Consider the following 19,542-nt stretch of genomic DNA (forward strand, 5'->3'; position numbering starts at 1 on the left):
CTCGCCCGCTCTGTTGCGGCCTCGGCAAAAAAAAGCGCGACAGCCCTGGCTGCCGCGCTTTTCTTCTGTCCGGCGCGAAGCCGCTCAGAGCGGCGGATCGATCGCTTCGTCATATTCCTTCTTGAAGCGCGCGATCAGCTCGGCGGCGGGCAGCACGTCCTTGATGGCGCCGATGCCCTGCCCCGATCCCCAGATCTCCTTCCATGCCTTCGGCTTGGCGCGCTCGCCCGAGGCATCGGTGCCGAAGCTCATCTTCGACGGGTCGGAGGTCGGGAGGTTGTCCGGATCGAGGCCCGCGGCGACGATCGACGGCTTCAGGTAGTTGCCGTGCACGCCGGTGAACAGGTTCGAATAGACGATGTCGTCGGCGCCGGACTTGGTGATCATGTCCTTGTAGCTTTCGACCGCATTCGCCTCCTTGGTGGCGATGAAGGCCGAGCCGATATAGGCGAAGTCGGCGCCGAGGACGCGCGCGGCGCGGATGGCACGGCCGTTCGCGATCGCGCCGGACAGCGCGATGGGGCCGTCGAACCAGCTCCGGGTCTCCGCCACGAAGGCAAACGGCGAGATCGTGCCGGCATGTCCACCGGCGCCGGCCGCGACCAGGATCAGGCCGTCGGCGCCCTTCTCGATCGCCTTGTGGGCGAAGAACTGATTGATGACGTCGTGGAAGACGATGCCGCCCCAGGCATGCGCCGCCTGGTTCAGCTCCTCGCGCGCGCCGAGCGAGGTGATCATCATCGGCACCTTGTACTTCTCGCACAGCGCGAGATCCTGCTCGAGCCGGTTGTTGGAGCGGTGCACGATCTGGTTGACGGCGAACGGCGCCGACGGGCGCTCCGGATGCGCCCGGTCATAGGCGGCGAGCTCTTCCGTGATGCGCGCCAGCCATTCGTCGAGCAGCGCGGCCGGCCGCGCGTTCAGGGCCGGAAACGAACCGACCACGCCGGCCTTGCACTGCGCGATCACCAGGTCTGGCACGGAGATGATGAACAGCGGCGAGCCGATGACCGGGATCGACAGGCGGCCCTTGAACAAGGCGGGCATGGACATGGATGGGAATTCCTCGTTGTGAAATGCGGAGACGCTCGTGATCGCGAGCATGCCCGACATCGTGCCGTGCTGGCAATTCGCTCTCAGAGGGACCGGAAAAGCCCGTGGGGGGTCTTGCGTTGAGGCGCTGACGCGCGCGTCGCCTATTGGCAAAGCGCCGAGGTCACGAAGGTGTCGGTGCGGCAGTCATCCGGCTTGCGCTGGCGGCCGGGGATCAAGACCTTGGCGGAGCAGGTCTCTGCGGAATCGGTGTTGAGGCTCTTGCCTTCCTTGTAGCCCTTGCCCTGACACAGCCGGTCGGCGCCGAGCTTGCAGTCCGGCGTGCCGTTGGTGGCAATCGGGCAGACCGAGCGGCCGGTGATCATGCTCGAGGGCTTGGCGAGGCGCGACAAGGTCTCGCCGGTCTCCTTCAGCACGTCCTTGGTGTCGGCGGCGCCCTTCGGCGCGACCGGGCCGCCGCTGGGCTGCACCGGTGTCGCGGCGGGCTGATCCGCGGCAGCGCCGGTGGGATCGCTGCCGGCCGCCGGCGGCTCGGCGCGGGCATCGCCCGAAGGTTTCAGCGGAATGATCGACATCTTCTCGAACAGCTTGCCGAGCTCCTCCACCAGACCCGGATTGGAGGGCGGCGCAGGCTGGACGGCAGGCGCCTCCGGCGGTGGCTGTTGCGGCGCTTCTCGCAACCCCAAGGAAGGCGCCGTTTGCGCGCATGCCGCGGCGGCAGAGAGCACGGAGACGACCACGAGCAGCGCTGCCCCCGCCCCCCGCCCCGGGCGCAGCGGCCGCATCAGATCAGCTTCACGGCGATGACGAAGCCGGCCACCAGCACGGCCGCGCCGATCGCCACCCACAGGCCGAGATGCCTCTCGATGCGCACCCTGATCCATTCGCCATAGCGGTTGAGCAATATCGCGGCGATAAAGAAGCGGCCACCGCGCGCGATGATCGAGCAGACGATGAACAGAAACAGATTATAGCCGGCGAAGCCCGACGTGATCGTGACCAGCTTGTAGGGGATCGGCGTCAATCCCTTCAGCAGGATGATGACGGCGCCCCACTCGGCATAGGAGGCGCGGAACGCCTCGACCTTGTCGCCGAGGCCGTAAAGCTGGATCAGCCAATGGCCGAGCGAGTCATAGAGCAGCGCACCGATGCCGTAGCCGACGATGCCACCGAGGACCGAGGCCACCGTGCAGACGCCGGCGAACAGCCAGGCCCGCTGCGGCTTCGCCAGCGACATCGGGATCAGCATCACATCCGGCGGAACGGGAAAGAACGAACTTTCAGCGAAGGCGACCGCGGCCATGATCCACATGGCATGCGGCTTGTGGGCGGCGTCGATACACCAGTCGTAGATCCGTCTGAGCATGGTGGCGATGAAGCAAACCGGGCAGGATTTGTCCATGGCCCATATGCCGGTCCGAATCGGACCCCCGCACTAGTGCCGCTTGCGGATCGTCCGGTCGGCCGCGACGATCGGTCGCCCCGCCACCCGTCCGGACGCGACCTTGGCGACCTTCACGGGCGATTTCGGCAGCTTCTCGGCGATGCCGAGCATCAGCTCGCGCCGTTCCATCTCGCGCCAGACATCCTCGGGCTGGACATCGAGCTCGGCCCACAGCACGGCCAGATTGTAGATCAGGTCGGCGCTTTCGCGCACCACGGCCTGGGCGTCGCCACCGACGGCATCGATCGCGACCTCGATCGCCTCTTCGGCGAGCTTCTTGGCCATCTTGGCCGTGCCCTGCTGCATCAGCTTGGCCGTGCGCGATCGCGCGGGATCGAGATCCCTGGCCGCCAGGACAGCGCGATAAAGCCGATCGATCGAATCAGTCATCTCGCCACACTAGTTAAAATCGATGGCCCCCATATTAACGTTCGCAGCAGGCAAGAAAAAATCCGCCGGCCCAGGGCCGGCGGATCGTCTCATCCGATCTCACATCACCAATGCGGGTGATGATAATAGCCGCCACCGTAATAGGGGCCACCGCCGTAGTACTGATAGCGCGGCCCGTAGCCGTAATAGGCCGGACGGCCATAGTAATAGTTGTCCTCGTAGTAGGAACGGCGGTTCTGCGCCGCCGCGATGGCGAGGCCGGTGCCGACGATGCCGGCAAAGGCAGCCGCAGCCGCCGCGCCGCCATTGCCGCGATAGTGGCGCCGGCGCGCGCTGACATCGGTCAGGCCGCCATCATTGGCCGTCTTGGCGACGACACCCTTGTCGGCCGGCGCGGAGCCGGCAAAGGCGAGTGTCGGCTGCACGGCCGTCAAAGCCACCGCGGCCACCGTCGCCAGGACGGTAGCACGGCCAAAGCGGGAAAAACTTCCGCACTGTGCGTTCATGTGTTTTCTCCGTACGATCAAATCTCGCGTACCAACTCGCGAACTGCGCCCACAGTTCCCCTCGCGAAACCCGGAGTCGAAGCCGCAAATCGCCGCAGGCCTTGCTCATGGACCGTTCACATTCGATCCGACATGATGAGGCACCGCCGGCCCCGAGCGGGGCAGCGAGACAGCGACGTTGTCACGAAATTGACATGACGATCCCGCGACGGCCGGCGAACTGATTAGAATACCGGCGTGACAAGACCGGTACGGCCTGCGAATACCGGCGTGACATGATGCGGCGACGATCCCTCACCCTGCTTGCCTTGGCGCTGCTCGCCGTCGTCGTCGTGCCCTCATGCCTGTCGCGACAGGAAGCTGCGGCGGAGGAGCCGAAACGTCCGGTCGCCGTCATGTTCGCGCTGGATCGGCCGCTCGATGGCAGCATGGCGCCGCTGGTCCTCGCCGCCAGCCGCGGGCTGTTCGCCACCGAGGGCGTAACGGTCACCATGACGACGGCCAAAGGCTCGCCCGATGCGATCGCGCGGGTGGCCTCCGGCGAGGCCGACATGGGTCTCGCCGACATCAACGAGCTGATCCGCTATCGCGACGCGTCGAACAGCCAGCCGGTCAAGGCCGTGTTCGTGCTGTTCAACAGGGCGCCTTATGCGATCATCGCGCGCAGGAGCCGCGGCATCAACGGGCTCGGCGACATCGAAGGCAAGACACTCGGCGTCGCCGAGGGCGATCTCTCGATCCGGCTGTGGCCGGCGGTCGTGAGGCACAACCATCTCAGGCCCGAGACCATCAAGCTGTCGCGCGTCGGCGCGGCCGTGCGCGAGCCGATCCTGTCGGCCGGCCAGGTCGATGCCGTCAGCGGCTTCTCGTATCTCTCGGCGATCAATCTGCGCGACCGCGGCGTGCCCGCCGCCGATCTCGCGGTGCTGCGCTTCGCTGATTATGGCTGCGAGGCCTATGGCCATGCGGTGATCGTCAATCCCGGCTTTGCGGCCAAGCAGCCGGCTGCCGTGAAGGGCTTCCTGCGCGCGCTGACGTCGGGCCTCCAGCTTGCCATCAAGGACCCTGCCGGCGCGATCGCCGACGTGGTGGGCCGGATGGATGACGGCTCCCGCGAGCTCGAGCTGCAGCGGCTGCAGAGCGTGCTCGTCGACAACGTGCTGACGCCGGACGTCCGACGCGATGGCATCGGCGGCATCGATCCCGCCCGGTTCGAGCGGGCCCTCGACCAACTCGCCGAGGACGGCAAATTCCACCACAAGCGTCCGCAACCCGCCGACATCTTCGACGACAGCTTCCTGCCGCCCGCCGACAGCCGGCTGGTCAACTGAGCGCTCGCCGCGGCGGCCGTTCCCTTGCTAACATGGCGCCGCGCGCCCAGCGCTGATTCCAACTGCCGACACGAAGCGCCCCGCCCATGTCCCTGCTCCGCATCTATGCCCGCGTGCTCCATCTGCTCGGAAAGGAGGCGCGGCTCGGCTGGTTTCTCGCGATCGCCAACCTGGCGCTGGCGGTGGCGCAGTTCGCCGAGCCGGTGCTGTTCGGACGCATTGTCGACTCGCTCTCGGGCAACGCCTCGACCAGCACCGCCTGGCCGCTGCTCGCGGCCTGGGCCGGATTCGGGCTGTTCACGATACTGGCCAGCGCCTGGGTCGCGCTGCAGGCCGACCGGCTGGCGCACCGGCAGCGCCATGCGGTGCTGACGAGCTATTTCGAGCACATCTTGCAGCTACCGCTGACGTTCCATTCCGGCACCCATTCCGGCCGGCTGATGAAGGTGATGATCAACGGCACCGACGCGCTGTGGAAGCTGTGGCTGTCGTTCTTCCGCGAGCACTTCGCCGCGATCATGTCGGTGCTGGTGCTGCTGCCGCTGTCGCTCTATCTGAACTGGCGGCTCGCGATCCTCTTGTTCGTGCTGTGCGTCGTGTTCACCGTGCTGACGACCCTGGTCGTGCGCAAGACCTACGGCATGCAGAGCGAGGTCGAGGAGCATTACAGCGACCTGTCGGCGCGTGCCTCCGACGCGCTCGGCAACGTCGCGCTGGTGCAGAGCTTCGTGCGCATCGATGCCGAGGTGCAGGGCCTGCGCACCGTGGCCGGACAATTGCTGTCGGTGCAGATGCCGGTGCTCGGCTGGTGGGCGCTGGTGACGGTCATCACGCGTGCCTCGACCACCATCACCGTGCTCGCGATCTTCACGCTGGGCATCGCCCTGCATCAGGCCGGGCTGACGTCCGTGGGCGAGATCGTGATGTTCGTGTCGTTCGCGACCATGCTGATCCAGAAGCTCGAGCAGGTCGTGTCCTTCATCAACAACGTGTTCATGGAGGCGCCGCGGCTGGCCGAGTTCTTCACCGTGCTCGATGCGGTGCCGGCCGTGCGCGACCGCCCCGACGCGATCGAGGTCGGCCGGCTCTCGGGCCTGGTCGAATTCAACGACGTCTCGTTCTCCTATGACGGCAAGCGTCCGGCGGTGGAGGACCTCACCTTCACCGCGCTGCCCGGCCAGACCATCGCGCTGGTCGGACCGACCGGCGCCGGCAAGTCGACCGCGATTGCACTCTTGCATCGCGCCTTCGATCCGCAATCCGGCTTCATCAGGATCGACGGCATGGACGTCCGCGGATTGAAGCTCGCGGCACTGCGCAGGAACATCGGCGTCGTGTTCCAGGAGGCGCTGCTGTTCAATCGCTCGATCCGCGAGAACCTTTTGGTCGGCAAGCCGGACGCGACCGACGAGGAGCTGCGCACCGCCGCCGCGCGCGCCCAGGCGCTCGACTTCATCGATCGTGCCGACCAGGGCTTCGATACCAACGCCGGCGAGCGCGGCCGCATGCTGTCCGGTGGCGAGCGCCAGCGGCTCTCGATCGCGCGTGCCCTCCTGAAGGATCCTCCGATCCTGATTCTCGACGAGGCGACCTCCGCGCTCGATGCCGTCACCGAGGCCAAGCTCAACGCGGCGCTCGACGAGGTGATGAAGGGACGCACGACCTTCGTGATCGCACACCGGCTCTCGACGATTCGCAATGCAACGAGAATCCTGGTGTTCGAGAACGGGCGCGTGATCGAAAGCGGAACGTTCGATGAACTCGTTGCCAAGGGCGGCCATTTCGCGGAACTCGCGAAGGCCCAGTTCATGGTGCAGGAGAACGCACGCGCGTCGCTTGTCGCGCCGGACAGCGACGGCACCACCGTCAAGGCCTGATCGCGGGACGCTTTCATCGTGGAATTGAATGGCTGGGCTCTGTTCGCCAGCGTCGAGCCGGTATAGGTTCGCGACCTGCCGCAACCGAAGCGGCACCGGACACGCTTGAAACCCGAAAGCCCGTTTGCCCACCTCGCCGCGCGAGGCGGGTCTCAAAGGACCGGATCTGACCAGTGCAGACGCTTCGCCTGTTGTTCCGCTATTCCCCGATCAAGATCATCGTTCTCGCTGCCGCTCTCGTGCTCGCGCCGCGCTGGGCCCATGCCGAGGCGCTGCTGCTCGTCGAAGCCGACACCGGCAAGGTGCTGGAAGCGCAGAACGCGACCTATCCCTGGTACCCAGCATCAGTCACCAAGCTGATGACCGCCTATGTCACCTTGAAGGCGGTCAAGGAGGGCAGGATTACGCTCGACACGCTGTTCACGGTCTCGCCGACCGCGGCTTCGCAGTCGCCGTCGAAGATGGGCTACCGGCCGGGCACGCAGCTCACCGTCGACAACGCGCTCAAGATGATGCTGGTGAAGTCCGCCAATGACATGGCGGTGGTGCTCGCCGAGGGCGTCGGCGGCTCCATCGACGGCTTCTCGGCGATGATGAACGACACCGCCCGCAAGCTCGGCATGACGCAGACCAGCTACGTCAATCCGAACGGACTGCCTGCCGACGGCCAGATCACCTCAGCGCGTGATCTCGCGATCCTGGCGCGCGCCATCATCCGTGATCTTCCCGAGTACGAATACTTCGTCCACATCCCGTCGATCCGCTACGGCCGCCGCGTGGTGCAGAACTTCAACAAGCTGATCGGGCGCTATCCCGGCGCCGACGGTTTCAAGACCGGTTTCATCTGCGCCTCGGGCTACAATCTGGTGGCGTCGGCGACCCGCAACGGCAAGCGCCTGATCGCGGTGGTGCTCGGCGCCTCCTCGGGACAGATGCGCGCCGTGCGCGCGATCCAGATGCTGGACCGCGGCTTCAACGGCAACCAGCTGAGCTGGCTGAAGTCGCCGCTCGGCACGGTCGATCAGTTGGCCCCGGTCGACGCGACGCCGCCCAACCTGCGCGACGACATGTGCAACGGCCGCCGCCACCGGCCGGCCAGCGACGAGGACGAGGACACCGTTGCCGGTGCGGACGGCGAAGCGACCGGCGGCACCCTGCTCGCCGGCCTGCAGGCGCCGTCCATGAAGCCGTCCGAACTGCTGGCGGCGGCCCCCGCTCCGTCCGAGCCGGTCGTGGTCTACACCGGCCCGACGCGCACCGGCGCGGCGCTGATCGCAGCTGTCGCCGCCGATGCCGACGCGCAGACCCCGGCCAGGCACCGCGGCAAGAAGGCGCATGCCGCCGCCCGCAAGGATGCCAAGCCGGCGACCCGGACCGCCGCCAAGACCGATGCGGATGCGAAGGCCGCGGCCAAGCCGTCGGATGCCAAGCCGTCGAACGCCAAGCCGGGCGCGGCACGCCACGTCGCCGCCAAGCACGAAGCCGGCGGAAAACCGGCGGAAAAAGCCGGCTCCGACGCGCCCAAGCCCGCCAAGCCCAAGGCCGCCGCCAAGCCGAAGACGGACGGCAAGCCCGCGCCGAAGGACGGCTGATCCCGCGCGGCGCATACGGACGCAGCCAGCAACTGGCGCGGGCCCTCGGCCCGGACTGCCTGTACCTCCCCTTTCATCGACGCGCCGGCCGCTTGCCTTGAACGGCCGGAAATTCGATATTGGCGCCGCCGGCCCCAGAGAGGCGGCTGCCGATATACGAACAAGAGACGATCAGAGAGGAAGGGTCATGGAGCGCATCTGGCTCAAGCACTATCCGGCCGGCGTTCCCGCCGATATCGATCCGGGCAAATACCCGTCGCTCGTCGACCTGCTGGAGGAGAGCTTCAAGAAATTCGCCGATCGCCGCGCCTTCATCTGCATGGACAAGGCGATCAGCTATCGCGAGCTCGACGAGATGTCGGTCGCGATGGGCGCCTATCTGCAGGGCCTGGGTCTGGAGAAGGGTGCACGCGTCGCGCTGATGATGCCGAACGTGCTGCAATATCCGATCGCGATCTCCGCGGTGCTGCGCGCGGGCTACGCCGTCGTCAACGTCAACCCGCTCTACACGCCGCGCGAGCTCGAGCACCAGCTCAAGGATTCCGGCGCCGAGGCGATCATCGTGCTGGAGAATTTCGCCCACACCGTGCAGCAGGTGATGGGACACACCCAGGTCAAACACATCGTCGTCGCCAGCATGGGCGACCTGCTCGGCTTCAAGGGCGTGATCGTCAACCTCGTCGTCCGCCGCCTGAAGAAGATGGTGCCGGCGTTCTCGCTGCCGGGCGCCGTGCCGTTCAACGATGCGCTCGCCGCCGGCCGAGGCAAGCGCTTCCAGAAGCCCACCATCGGCCCCGACGACGTCGCCTTCCTGCAATATACCGGCGGCACCACCGGCGTCTCCAAGGGCGCCACCTTGCTCCACCGCAACGTCGTCGCCAACGTGCTGCAGAACGACGCCTGGCTGCAGCCGGTCATGGACCGGCCGCCGCATGTCGATCAGCTGCTGATCGTCTGCGCGCTGCCGCTCTACCACATCTTCGCGCTGACCTGCTGCTTCCTGCTCGCAGTGCGCGCCGGCGGCGCCAATCTGCTGATTCCCAATCCCCGCGACATTCCCGGCTTCATCAAGGAGCTGATGAAGTATCAGGTCAACACCTTCCCGGCCGTCAACACGCTCTACAACGGCCTGCTGCATCATCCTGACTTCAAGAAGATCGACTTCTCCAAGCTCAAGGTCTCCAACGGCGGCGGCATGGCCGTGCAGCGCCCGGTCGCCGAGCAGTGGAAGCAGGTGACGGGCTGCAGCATCGCCGAGGGCTACGGCCTGTCGGAGACCGCGCCGGTGCTGACCTGCAACGTGCCGACCTCGACCGAGTTCACCGGCACCATCGGCCTGCCGTTGCCGTCGACCTGGCTGTCGATCCGCGACGATGACGGCAACGAAGTGCCGCTCGGCCAGGCCGGCGAGATCTGCGCCAAGGGCCCGCAGGTGATGGCCGGCTACTGGAATCGTCCCGACGAGACCGCCAAGGTGATGACGGCGGACGGCTTCTTCCGCACCGGAGACGTCGGCGTCATGGCCACGGACGGCTCGGTCAAGATCGTGGACCGCAAGAAGGACATGATCCTGGTCTCCGGCTTCAACGTCTATCCGAACGAGGTCGAGGAGGTCATCGCGACCCATCCGGGCGTGCTGGAGACCGCCGTGATCGGGTTGCCGGACGAGAAGACCGGCGAGGTCGTCAAGGCGTTCGTGGTGAAGAAGGACCCCAACCTCACCTCCGAGGACATCATCAAGCACTGCCACGAGCAGCTCACGAACTACAAGGTGCCGAAGCAGATCGAGTTCAGGACCGAGCTGCCGAAGACCAATGTCGGCAAGATCCTGCGCCGGGAGCTGCGCGACGAGAAGAAGAAGCCGGCAGCGGCGGCCTGATCCGTTGGCGGGGCGGCAGCGTTGTGCGATGACGGAGTCGTGATCGCGGCGGGCCGTTGCCGTTTCCGGCCTGCCGAATAGTGTAGCGCGCACCGCGCAAGACAGATCCAAGACACATCCAGGGGAAGGAGTAACTCGAATGACCATAAAGGTTGGCGATAAGCTGCCGCAGGCCCAATTCCGCGTCATGACCGGCGAAGGCCCGCAGGTCAAAACCACCGACGACATCTTCAAGGGCAAGAAGGTCGCGCTGTTCGCGGTGCCCGGCGCCTACACCGGCACCTGCCACAAGATGCATCTGCCCAGCATCTTCCTCAACGCCTATGCGATGAAGGACAAGGGCGTCGACACCATCGCGATCGTCTCGGTCAACGACGCCTTCGTCATGAACGCCTGGAAGCGCGACACCGACCAGCGCGACGAGGCCGTGTTCCTGGCCGACGGCAATGCCGAGTTCACCAAGGCGATCGGCATGGAGCTCGACGCGTCCGGCGCCGGCCTCGGCATCCGCTCGAAGCGCTACTCGATGCTGGTCGAGGACGGCACGGTCACCAAGCTGAACCTCGAAGCCGCCCCGGGCAAGGTCGAGGTCTCCGGCGGCGACACGCTGCTCGGGCAGCTGTGACGGCGATCAGGCGCGCTGGACGGCTCGATCCGGCTTCGACCGTCAAGGCGCTAGGAGCGGCCGACTCCAACGGATAAGTCCAGGATATGCGGCGAAGGGCCGGGGGAATCTCTCCCGGCCCTTGCTTTTTGCGCGCTGTCGACGTCCCAGCCCGGCCCTCCACGCTCGGCCGTCGACCGGGGAAAGGCCGCGCAATGGACCGCCTCGGAAGTGACCTCGCGAAGACATTTTACGCCGAACCGAAGTTGCATGACGGCGTTAGAGAGGCCGGTTCCTCAGTTCGCCGGGAGGTCGACATCTTCAACGATCAGCCGCAACAAATGCAGCAGGACGACGTCCGGAGCGTCAGGCCGCCCTGGCCGGATGTACCGTCGTTTTCGACGGCGGCCGGTGTCGCGAGTTTTCGCTGCGACGTCCTGATCGTCGGCGCCGGAATTACCGGCGCGATGATGGCTGAACGGCTCACCCGCGAAGGGCACGACGTCGTCCTGATTGATCGCGAGCAGCCCTGCCGCGGCAGCACGGCCGCCAGCACCGCCATGCTGCTGTGGGAAATCGATCGACCACTCGGGCAGCTTGGGTCGCTGATCGGCTTCGACCGCGCCGCGCGATGCTATCAGGCCAGCCTGCGCGCGGTGACGGAATTGAAGCGCCAGATCTCGGAGCGGACGCTGCCCGGTGAATTGCGGGCCCGCCAGTCGCTCTATCTTGCGCGCGATGACGACTCGAGGGTTTTGCGTGACGAGCTCGCGCAACGCACCCGAGCCGGGCTGCCCGGCATCTTCCTTGATCACCGCACTCTCCTCGACAATTTCGGCTTCGCCCGAGCGGGCGCGATCCTGTCCCCCGGTGCCGCCGACGCTGACCCGGTGCAGTTGGCAGGCGGCCTGCTGTCCCTGGCGCTGTCGCGAGGCGCACACCTTGTTCAAGGCAATGCCGTCTTCTTCGACTGCGGGAAAGCAAGGGTGACCGTCGGCCTCGACGACGGTCACGAGATCGAGGCTCGTCACGTCGTGCTGGCAACCGGCTACGCGATCCCCCGAATCGTCAAGCCGACGATCCATCGCGTGACGTCGAGCTGGGCCATTGCCACCGTGCCCCAGCCGCAGAATCTCTGGAAGGACGAGGTTCTGATCTGGGAGGCCAGCGACGACTATCACTATGCCCGCACCACACCGGACGGGCGGATCATCTTCGGAGGCGAGGACGACGACGAGCTCATCGAGCCGGACGCTCGTGACCATGCCATCCCGGAGAAGTCGCGGCGCCTGGCTGCAGAACTCTCGGCCCTATGGCCGCACGCTATTCTCGATACCGACTATCAATGGTCCGGAACATTCGACACGACCGATGACGGGCTGCCTCTGATCGGCGTCGTCCCGGGCTACAAGAACGTATACGGCGCCTACGGATATGGCGGCAATGGAATCACGTTCAGCTACCTCGCCTCGGAGCTCGTCGCGACGCTGATCGGAGGCCGCAGCTCCCCCTTGCTTGACGATTTCGCCATCGAGCGCAGCCCACTCGGAGGGACGTGACGAGAAGGCGACGCCACGATCGATGACGATCGACCGTGGCGATCGGGTCAGCCTCGCACGTTCTTCTGCATCCGCGCCATCGCCACCCCATCGCGCGCGAGCTGGTCGGCACGCTCGTTCTCGGCGTGCCCCGCATGGCCCTTGACCCAGTGCCAGTTGACCTTGTGCGGCTTCAGCGCGGCGTCGAGCCGCTGCCACAGCTCGGCGTTCTTGACCGGCTTCTTGTCGGCGGTCTTCCAGCCGTTGCGTTTCCAGCCATGGATCCAGCCGGTGATGCCCTGCCGGACATATTGGCTGTCGGTGTAGAGCTCGACCTGGCACGACTTCTTCAGCGCTTCCAGCGCCGAGATGGCGGCCATCAACTCCATGCGGTTGTTGGTGGTGTGCGGCTCGCCGCCCTTGAGCTCCTTCTCCTTGTCGCCGAAGCGCAGGATCGCACCCCAGCCGCCGGGCCCGGGATTCCCCGAGCAGGCGCCGTCGGTGTAGATGCTGACGACCGGATGCTCGCTCACGCCACTGCTCCACCGATGCCGTAGTCGCGCACGCTGGTCACCGCCTGGTGGAAGCGCAGCTTGCGGACATATTCCAGCGGGTCCTTCGGCTTGACCAGCGCGCCCGGCGGCACGTTGAGCCAGTCCACCAGCCGCGTCAGCAGGAAGCGGATCGCCGCGCCTCGTGCCAGCAGCGGCAGCGCCTCCAGCTCCGCCTCCGACAGCGGCCGGACGCGGCCATAGGCGTTGAAGAAGGCGCGCGCCTTGGTGACGTTCAGCGAATGATCGGACTCGAAGCACCAGGCGTTGAGACAGATCGCGACGTCATACGCCAGAATGTCGTTGCAGGAGAACGGGAAGTCGATCAGCCCCGAGAGCTTGTCGCCGAGGAAAAACACGTTGTCCGGAAACAGGTCGGCATGGATGACGCCCTCCGGCAGATCCGTCGGCCATGCGCGCGAGAGATGATCGAGCTCGGTCGACAGCAGCGCGGAGAGGCCGGCCTGCACCGTGTCGGCGCGGTCGCCCGCCTGGGCGAACAGCGAGCGCCAGCCGGACACCGAGAGCGGGTTCTTGCGCACCAGCGGAAAGTCGCGTCCGGCGAGGTGCATCTGCGCCAGCGCCGCACCGACCCCGGCGCAGTGGGTGACGTTCGGCTTGCGCGGCCACATGCCTTCCAGGAAGTTGATGATCGCCGCGGGCCGGCCGGACAGGCTCGAATACACCGCGCCGTCCCGATTGCGCGCCGGCTGCGGACAGCTCACGCCGCGCTCGGCCAGATGCGCCATCAGTCCCAGAAAATACGGCAGGTCGTCCACCGCCACGCGCTTCTCGTACAGCGTGAGGATGTAGGAGCCCTTGGTGGTGTGGAGCAGGAAGTTGGAGTTTTCGACCCCTTCGGCGATGCCCTTGTAGGACAGCAATTCGCCGATGTCGTAGGTCTTGAGGAAGTCCGCAAGCTCGTCGGCGGCGACGTCGGTATAGACCGCCATGCGCTATCCCAGTTGTCGAAGTTCGCCTGCCCCCGCCTCTCCGATGCGAACTTCATCACCGGACAGGCCCGTTGCGCCCTTCATCGCGCATGCGGGCGCCGGGTTCAAGGCCGAGAGGCCGCCGAGGGCGGAAAACAAGCGGCCGGCTTACTCGGCGGCCGCTTCCGGACGCAGCGAGCGCGGCAGCGGGAAGAACTCGTTCTCCTCGGCCGCCGACACCGTCTCGACATGCAGCACGTAGCGCTCGGCAAAGGCACCCATGATCTCCTCGACGATCACCTCCGGCGCCGAGGCACCGGCGGTGATGCCCAGGCTCTTGATGCCCTCGAAGCGCGCCCAGTCGATGTCCGAGGCACGCTGCGCCAGCACCGCAATCGGGCAGCCCTCGCGCTCGGCGACCTCGCGCAGGCGCTGCGAGTTCGACGAGTTCGGCGCACCGACCACGATCAGCGCGTCGACCACCGGGGCCACCTTCTTGACCGCCAGCTGGCGGTTGGTGGTGGCGTAGCAGATGTCCTCCTTGTGCGGGCCCGAGATGTTCGGGAACCGGCCCTTGAGGATCGCGACGATGTCCTTGGTGTCGTCGATCGACAGCGTGGTCTGGGTGACAAAGGCGAGGTTGTCCGGGTCCTTCGGGGTGAAGGTCGCCGCGTCCTCGGCGGTCTCGATCAGCGTCACGGCGCCGGCCGGAAGCTGGCCGACCGTGCCGACCACCTCCGGATGGTGCGAGTGGCCGATCAGCAGGATCTCGCGGCCGCGCTTGAAATGGATCGCGGCCTCACGGTGGACCTTGGTCACCAGCGGGCAGGTCGCGTCCAGGGAGAAGAAGTTCCGCGCCTGGGCCTCGGCGGGAACCGACTTCGGCACGCCATGCGCCGAAAAGACCACCGGTGCGTTGGTACTGTCGGGAATCTCCGCCAGCTCCTCGACGAAGATGGCGCCCTTGGTCTTCAGGCTGTCGACGACGTATTTGTTGTGTACGATCTCGTGGCGGACATAGACCGGGGCGCCATAGATCGCGAGCGCCCGTTCCACGGTGTCGATGGCGCGCACCACGCCGGCGCAGAAGCCGCGCGGCGAGCAAAGCACGATTTTGAGGTCTGGTTTGGCTGCCATGGGGCTGGTCTGAGCTGATCTGTGCGGGCTGGTTTCGGCGACCACGGACCCCCGGGCCGGCAAGCGGGGGCGGTCGATACGCGAAGAGCTTGGGTCTGACACTCGTTTGGGTAGGACTTGGGACTGCTTTCGAGCGCTGTCAAGGCCGTTTTCTCCAGGCCATTGCGCCCCGCCCCCGGGACGGCTTATATAGGGCCAATTCCCGTCATCGCCGATGACCACAGGTTTCGCCTCCCAGGGCCGGGGCGGAGCACAAAGGAGATTTGCCATGAGCAACGCCCCGCTGATGCCGAAGGCAACTGCCGTGTGGCTGGTCGACAATACTGCGTTGACCTTCGACCAGGTCGCCGATTTTACCAAGATGCACCCGCTCGAGGTGCGCGCCATCGCCGACGGGGACGCCGCCCAGGGCATCAAGGGCATGGATCCGATCTCGACCGGGCAGCTCACCCGCGAGGAGATCGAGAAGGCCGAGCGCGACCCGAACTACCGCCTGCGGTTGCAGGAGAGCAAGGTGGTGCTGCCGCCGCAGCCCAAGCGCAAGGGCCCCCGCTACACCCCGGTGTCGCGCCGCCACGAGCGCCCGAGCGCCATCCTCTGGCTGGTGCGGAACCATCCCGAGCTCAAGGACGCCCAGATCATGCGCCTGGTCGGCACCACCAAGACCACGATCGCCAGCGTGCGCGACCGCACCCATTGGAACGCGCAGACGCTGACGCCGATGGATCCGGTGACGCTCGGCCTGTGCTCGCAGATCGAGCTCGACTTCGAGGTCCAGCGCGCCGCCAAGGAAAAGCCGCTCGACGCCAATTACAGCGGCGCCACCCTGCTGCCGGCCTCCGAGACCACCCGCAAGGATGAGTACGAGCCGGCGGGCCGCGACGAGGACGATCTCAACGTCGACGCCGTGTTCGCCAAGCTCAAGACCATCGGCGGCAAGAAGCAGGACGAGGACGAAGAGTAGGACGCGCGGGCGTCCATCTCTATCGGCCATCAACAGCGCCTGCCACAATCATCGGTGTCGTCCCCGCGAACGCGGGGACCCATAACCACAGGCTTGCGGAACGGCCCAAGCCGGTCGTGGCTCAGCGCCTCGTCCTTCATTCCCGCCGCGGCGTATGGGTCCCGGCTCAAGGCCGGGACGACAGCGGTGGGGGAGGCGCGAGCTCCAGCCAAACTCAAAACTAGCCAGCAGCAATTCTCCCCCAAAAAAATGGCGCCGGGGATGCCGGCGCCATGCAGTCTTGGGAGGAACGCGACAAATCAGAACTTGTAGGTGACGCCGACGCCGACCAGCCACGGATCGATGTTGGCGCGGCCGGTGACCGGAATTGCGCCGTTGACGGTCGCCGAGTAGTTCGGCTGCAGCCACAGCTTCTTGACGTCGACGTTCAGGCCCCAGTGCCTGTCGAGCATGTAATCGAAGCCGAACTGGACCGCGGCGCCCCACTGGTTGGAGATGTGCAGGTTGGTGACGGCAAGGCCGTTCCAGACCTGGTTCGCGGCGCTCTGGTTGAAGAAGACCGTGTAGTTCACGCCCGCGCCGACATACGGCTTGAACGCGCCGAAATCGGTGAAGTGATATTGCAGGGTCAGCGTCGGCGGCAGCAGCCAGGCCTTGCCCATGTTGAGGCCGTCGAGCGAGCCGGTGCCGCCGATGGAATGCCGGGTGACGCCGAGAATCAGCTCGGCCGCGATGTTCCTGGTGAAGAAGTAGCTGATGTCGAGCTCGGGCACGACCGAGTTGGAGATCGACAGGCCGGAGTTCGGCGACGACAGGGCCGGCACGCCGGTCACGTTCACGGTGGAGCCGCCAGCATCCGGCAGCACACCCAGCGCGCGGACACGGAGCATCCACGGATTCCACGCCTCGACCACCGGCGCCTTGGTATAGACCGGCGCCGCCTGCAGGTCGGCTGCTTGCGCCGAGCCCATGGCTCCGCAGATCGCCGCCAGCACCAGCAGCGATGACGAGAGTTTCAAGATTCTGTTCATCGAGGTCCCCATAACCACCCTTGAGCAACGTTTGCGCGGGCACGGCCGCGCCTTGCGGTCACAGGTGTGGCAGGGACGCCATGGGCTTGGATTTGATCTCAATCAATCGGCATTGTTGCAGCGCCGATGTCACGCAACTGTTGCATCGAAGTCACGGGCCATGAGAGGCGCTTGCACTGGCGCTCAGGGCCGGTCGGGATGGTTCATCATGTATTCGCCGAGATCGCGCTGCCGGCGGTCGGCACGCGCCTCGGCGCGCTGCCGCTGCACGTCGCGATCCTTGCGGCAGGCGACATATTCGGCGGAGCCCGGCGCGACCTTGCCGCCGGCCTGACAGACCGCATCATCATCGTCATTGCCGAGCGCCACCGCAGGACCCTGGTTGCGCGAGGCGCAGGCCGAGAGCGAAAGCACGGCCATCAGCACCAGGGCCAGGCGGGCGGAGGTCTGTCGCATCGAACGTTCCATTCTCGTCAATTGGGCGGTCCGGCCCGTTGCTTGACGACAATGGGCGCCCGGGTCAAGCCCGAGGGCGCGGATGTCGACGCCTCATGATGCTCCAGGGCAGAGCCGTGTTCGAGTGCAACTTGTGCTCGTCACCCTGAGGAGCCCGCCAGAGGCGGGCGTCTCGAAGGCGAGGCCCCCACTGCAGCCTCATGGTTCGAGACGCGCCTGTCGGCGCTCCTCACCATGAGGGGCAAGCGACGGAGCGGCCGCTGCATACGGGACCATGAACACGCTGTTTGCGTGTTCATGGAGAGGCTTGAGAGTGACCCGCGCCGCCCGGTGACCTGAGCAGCGTGACGCTACACCCGGCTCTTCAGTGCCTCGCCGATTTCCTCGAGCACCTTGGGATCCTCGATCGTGGCCGGCATGCTCCATTGCTCGCCGTCGGCGATCTTCTTGATCGTGCCGCGCAGGATCTTGCCGGAGCGCGTCTTCGGCAGCCGGCCGACGGTGATGGCGAGCTTGAACGCGGCGACCGGTCCGAGCTTGTCGCGCACCAGCGCCACGATCTCCTTTTCGATCTGCGACGGGCTGCGCGAGACGCCGGCCTTGAGCACGATGAAGCCGCAGGGCACCTCGCCCTTGATCGCATCCTTGATGCCGAGCACGGCGCATTCCGCGACGTCGGGATGCGACGCCAATATCTCTTCCATGCCGCCGGTCGACAGCCTGTGGCCGGCGACATTGATGATGTCGTCGGTGCGGCCCATCACGAAGATATAGCCGTCCTCGTCCTTGTAGCCGGCATCGGAGGTCTTGTAGTAGCCGGGGAATTCGCTGAGATAGGATTCCTTGAAGCGCTCCTCCTGCTGCCACAAGGTCGGCAGGCAGCCCGGCGGCATCGGCAGCTTGATCACGATCGAGCCCATCGTGTTGGCGGGCACGGGCTTGGCGGCTTCGTCGACGATGTCGACCTGGTAGCCCGGCATAGGAACCGTCGGCGAGCCGTGCTTGACCGGCAATAGCCCGATGCCCACCGGATTGCCGGCGATGCACCAGCCGGTCTCGGTCTGCCACCAGTGGTCGATCACCGGCACCTTCAATTGCTGCTCGGCCCATTCCACCGTCGGCGGATCGGCGCGCTCGCCGGCCAGGAACAGGGTGCGGAAATGCGATAGATCATATTTGCGCAGGAAAGTGCCTTCCGGATCCTCCTTGCGGATGGCGCGGAATGCCGTGGGCGCGGTGAACAGAGCGACCGTCTTGTGATCGCTGATGACGCGCCAGAACGCGCCGGCATCGGGCGTTCCGACCGGCTTGCCCTCATACATCACCGAGGTCGCGCCATGGATCAGCGGGCCGTAGATGATGTAGCTGTGGCCGACCACCCAGCCGATGTCGGAGGCGCACCACCAGACCTCACCCGGCTTGATGCCGTAGAGATTCTCCATCGACCATTTCAGCGCGACGAGGTGCCCGCCATTGTCCCGCACCACGCCCTTCGGCTTGCCGGTCGTGCCGGACGTGTAGAGGATGTAGAGCGGATCGGTCGCCAGCACCGGCACGCATGGTGCCAGCTTGCCATTGGCGAGCGCGGATTTGCGCAGCGCCGCCCAGTCGTAGTCGCGGCCGGGCTTGAGCTCGCAGACATGCTCGGGACGCTGCAGGACGATGCAGGCCTTGGGCCTGTTGTCGGCGAGCTCGATCGCCTGGTCGAGCAGCGGCTTGTACTGCACGATGCGGCCGGGCTCGATGCCGCAGCTCGCCGACAGCACGAGCTTCGGCGTGGCGTCGTCGATGCGGGTGGCGAGCTCCTTGGCGGCGAAGCCGCCGAACACCACCGAATGCACCGCGCCGATGCGCGCGCAGGCGAGCATCGCCACCATGGCCTCCGGCACCATCGGCATATAGAGGATGACGCGGTCGCCCTTGGCCACGCCGAAATCCTGCATGATCGCGGCGAGCGTCTGCACCTCCTTCAGCATCTCGGCATAAGTGAGCTTCGTGACCGAGCCGGTGAGCGGCGAATCGTGGATCAGCGCCAGCTGATCGCCGCGGCCGGCGGCGACGTGACGGTCGAGCGCATTGTAGCAGGTGTTGACGACGGCCCCGGCAAACCAGCGGCCATAGGCGCCCATCGCGGGATCGAAGATGGTCTTGGCCGGCTCGATCCAGTCGATCGCGCGGGCGGCCTCGGCCCAGAACCCTTCCGGGTCCTGCAGCGACCGTGCATGGACCTCGTGATAGCGGCTCGCAGCGCTCATGA

General features: G+C 66.2%; 18 protein-coding genes. 7 read left to right on the forward strand and 11 right to left on the reverse strand.

Features of this window, described 5'->3' with window-relative positions:
• Positions 1 to 84 precede the first annotated feature (84 nt).
• The 5 genes from QW845_RS27265 to QW845_RS27285 form a co-directional block, all read right to left on the reverse strand.
• Positions 85 to 1,053: a nitronate monooxygenase family protein gene (locus QW845_RS27265; protein WP_315804609.1), complete on the reverse strand. Its 969-nt coding sequence runs from the start codon at positions 1,051 to 1,053 to the stop codon at positions 85 to 87.
• A 143-nt stretch (positions 1,054 to 1,196) separates the two neighbouring features.
• Positions 1,197 to 1,838: a hypothetical protein gene (locus tag QW845_RS27270; RefSeq protein WP_315804610.1), complete on the reverse strand. Its 642-nt coding sequence runs from the start codon at positions 1,836 to 1,838 to the stop codon at positions 1,197 to 1,199.
• Positions 1,838 to 2,419, reverse strand: coding sequence for a YqaA family protein (locus tag QW845_RS27275; protein ID WP_315804684.1), 582 nt, complete (start codon positions 2,417 to 2,419; stop codon positions 1,838 to 1,840). The genes QW845_RS27270 and QW845_RS27275 overlap by 1 nt, the downstream gene beginning before the upstream one ends.
• Positions 2,420 to 2,488: 69 nt before the next feature.
• On the reverse strand, positions 2,489 to 2,887 hold the full coding sequence (gene hisE / locus QW845_RS27280) for a phosphoribosyl-ATP diphosphatase (protein ID WP_315804611.1): 399 nt from the start codon (positions 2,885 to 2,887) through the stop codon (positions 2,489 to 2,491).
• A 104-nt stretch (positions 2,888 to 2,991) separates the two neighbouring features.
• Entirely contained in the window at positions 2,992 to 3,393 is a 402-nt protein-coding gene (locus QW845_RS27285) for a hypothetical protein (protein ID WP_315804612.1), read from the reverse strand.
• 275 nt (positions 3,394 to 3,668) lie between these two features.
• Between QW845_RS27285 and QW845_RS27290 the strand changes: the two genes are divergently transcribed.
• From QW845_RS27290 to QW845_RS27315, 6 genes are all read left to right on the forward strand, one after another.
• A complete protein-coding gene (locus tag QW845_RS27290; RefSeq protein ID WP_315804613.1) occupies positions 3,669 to 4,724 on the forward strand; it encodes an ABC transporter substrate-binding protein in 1,056 nt (351 codons plus the stop codon).
• Positions 4,725 to 4,810: 86 nt separating this feature from the next.
• On the forward strand, positions 4,811 to 6,601 hold the full coding sequence (locus tag QW845_RS27295; protein WP_315804614.1) for a glucan ABC transporter ATP-binding protein/ permease: 1,791 nt from the start codon (positions 4,811 to 4,813) through the stop codon (positions 6,599 to 6,601).
• Between the two features lie 173 nt (positions 6,602 to 6,774).
• Positions 6,775 to 8,193 (forward strand): D-alanyl-D-alanine carboxypeptidase family protein, encoded by a 1,419-nt coding sequence (locus QW845_RS27300; RefSeq protein WP_315804615.1) that lies wholly within the window; start codon positions 6,775 to 6,777, stop codon positions 8,191 to 8,193.
• A 187-nt stretch (positions 8,194 to 8,380) separates the two neighbouring features.
• The gene (locus QW845_RS27305; RefSeq protein ID WP_315804616.1) at positions 8,381 to 10,072 is read left to right on the forward strand and encodes a long-chain fatty acid--CoA ligase; all 1,692 of its coding nucleotides are present in this window, start codon (positions 8,381 to 8,383) and stop codon (positions 10,070 to 10,072) included.
• Between the two features lie 139 nt (positions 10,073 to 10,211).
• Positions 10,212 to 10,697 (forward strand): peroxiredoxin, encoded by a 486-nt coding sequence (locus QW845_RS27310; protein WP_315804617.1) that lies wholly within the window; start codon positions 10,212 to 10,214, stop codon positions 10,695 to 10,697.
• Between the two features lie 194 nt (positions 10,698 to 10,891).
• A complete protein-coding gene (locus tag QW845_RS27315) occupies positions 10,892 to 12,235 on the forward strand; it encodes an FAD-dependent oxidoreductase (RefSeq protein WP_315804618.1) in 1,344 nt (447 codons plus the stop codon).
• Positions 12,236 to 12,282: 47 nt separating this feature from the next.
• On the opposite strand, the gene rnhA is transcribed toward QW845_RS27315, so the two are convergent.
• The 3 genes from rnhA to ispH form a co-directional block, all read right to left on the reverse strand.
• Positions 12,283 to 12,747 (reverse strand): ribonuclease HI, encoded by a 465-nt coding sequence (gene rnhA, locus QW845_RS27320; protein ID WP_315736125.1) that lies wholly within the window; start codon positions 12,745 to 12,747, stop codon positions 12,283 to 12,285.
• Complete coding sequence (locus QW845_RS27325) at positions 12,744 to 13,718, reverse strand: homoserine kinase (RefSeq protein WP_315804619.1); 975 nt, start codon at positions 13,716 to 13,718, stop codon at positions 12,744 to 12,746. The genes rnhA and QW845_RS27325 overlap by 4 nt, the downstream gene beginning before the upstream one ends.
• A 147-nt stretch (positions 13,719 to 13,865) precedes the next feature.
• A complete protein-coding gene (ispH, locus tag QW845_RS27330; RefSeq protein ID WP_315804620.1) occupies positions 13,866 to 14,834 on the reverse strand; it encodes a 4-hydroxy-3-methylbut-2-enyl diphosphate reductase in 969 nt (322 codons plus the stop codon).
• Between the two features lie 268 nt (positions 14,835 to 15,102).
• On the opposite strand from ispH, the gene QW845_RS27335 reads away from it, so the two are divergent.
• Positions 15,103 to 15,798: a DUF1013 domain-containing protein gene (locus QW845_RS27335; protein WP_315804621.1), complete on the forward strand. Its 696-nt coding sequence runs from the start codon at positions 15,103 to 15,105 to the stop codon at positions 15,796 to 15,798.
• Between the two features lie 299 nt (positions 15,799 to 16,097).
• Here QW845_RS27335 and QW845_RS27340 read toward each other — a convergent pair whose 3' ends face one another.
• From QW845_RS27340 to QW845_RS27350, 3 genes are all read right to left on the reverse strand, one after another.
• On the reverse strand, positions 16,098 to 16,829 hold the full coding sequence (locus QW845_RS27340; protein WP_315804622.1) for an OmpW family protein: 732 nt from the start codon (positions 16,827 to 16,829) through the stop codon (positions 16,098 to 16,100).
• A gap of 183 nt (positions 16,830 to 17,012) precedes the next feature.
• Entirely contained in the window at positions 17,013 to 17,285 is a 273-nt protein-coding gene (locus QW845_RS27345) for a hypothetical protein (RefSeq protein WP_315804623.1), read from the reverse strand.
• A gap of 350 nt (positions 17,286 to 17,635) precedes the next feature.
• Entirely contained in the window at positions 17,636 to 19,540 is a 1,905-nt protein-coding gene (locus QW845_RS27350; protein ID WP_315804624.1) for a propionyl-CoA synthetase, read from the reverse strand.
• Between the last annotated feature and the right edge of the window lie 2 nt (positions 19,541 to 19,542).

The sequence above is a fragment of the Bradyrhizobium sp. SZCCHNS3002 genome, assembly GCF_032377435.1.
Classification (GTDB): domain Bacteria; phylum Pseudomonadota; class Alphaproteobacteria; order Rhizobiales; family Xanthobacteraceae; genus Bradyrhizobium.

What these genes read in the sequence shown, in the direction of transcription:
- QW845_RS27325 (WP_315804619.1), bottom strand. Translation starts at nt 13,718, where the DNA reads ATGGCGGTCTATACCGACGTCGCCGCCGACGAGCTTGCGGACTTCCTC.
- QW845_RS27310 (WP_315804617.1), top strand. Translation starts at nt 10,212, where the DNA reads ATGACCATAAAGGTTGGCGATAAGCTGCCGCAGGCCCAATTCCGCGTC.
- QW845_RS27305 (WP_315804616.1), top strand. Translation starts at nt 8,381, where the DNA reads ATGGAGCGCATCTGGCTCAAGCACTATCCGGCCGGCGTTCCCGCCGAT.
- QW845_RS27335 (WP_315804621.1), top strand. Translation starts at nt 15,103, where the DNA reads ATGAGCAACGCCCCGCTGATGCCGAAGGCAACTGCCGTGTGGCTGGTC.
- QW845_RS27290 (WP_315804613.1), top strand. Translation starts at nt 3,669, where the DNA reads ATGATGCGGCGACGATCCCTCACCCTGCTTGCCTTGGCGCTGCTCGCC.
- QW845_RS27275 (WP_315804684.1), bottom strand. Translation starts at nt 2,419, where the DNA reads ATGCTCAGACGGATCTACGACTGGTGTATCGACGCCGCCCACAAGCCG.
- QW845_RS27345 (WP_315804623.1), bottom strand. Translation starts at nt 17,285, where the DNA reads ATGCGACAGACCTCCGCCCGCCTGGCCCTGGTGCTGATGGCCGTGCTT.
- QW845_RS27265 (WP_315804609.1), bottom strand. Translation starts at nt 1,053, where the DNA reads ATGTCCATGCCCGCCTTGTTCAAGGGCCGCCTGTCGATCCCGGTCATC.
- QW845_RS27295 (WP_315804614.1), top strand. Translation starts at nt 4,811, where the DNA reads ATGTCCCTGCTCCGCATCTATGCCCGCGTGCTCCATCTGCTCGGAAAG.
- QW845_RS27270 (WP_315804610.1), bottom strand. Translation starts at nt 1,838, where the DNA reads ATGCGGCCGCTGCGCCCGGGGCGGGGGGCGGGGGCAGCGCTGCTCGTG.
- QW845_RS27350 (WP_315804624.1), bottom strand. Translation starts at nt 19,540, where the DNA reads ATGAGCGCTGCGAGCCGCTATCACGAGGTCCATGCACGGTCGCTGCAG.
- QW845_RS27340 (WP_315804622.1), bottom strand. Translation starts at nt 16,829, where the DNA reads ATGAACAGAATCTTGAAACTCTCGTCATCGCTGCTGGTGCTGGCGGCG.
- hisE (WP_315804611.1), bottom strand. Translation starts at nt 2,887, where the DNA reads ATGACTGATTCGATCGATCGGCTTTATCGCGCTGTCCTGGCGGCCAGG.
- QW845_RS27315 (WP_315804618.1), top strand. Translation starts at nt 10,892, where the DNA reads ATGGACCGCCTCGGAAGTGACCTCGCGAAGACATTTTACGCCGAACCG.
- QW845_RS27285 (WP_315804612.1), bottom strand. Translation starts at nt 3,393, where the DNA reads ATGAACGCACAGTGCGGAAGTTTTTCCCGCTTTGGCCGTGCTACCGTC.
- ispH (WP_315804620.1), bottom strand. Translation starts at nt 14,834, where the DNA reads ATGGCAGCCAAACCAGACCTCAAAATCGTGCTTTGCTCGCCGCGCGGC.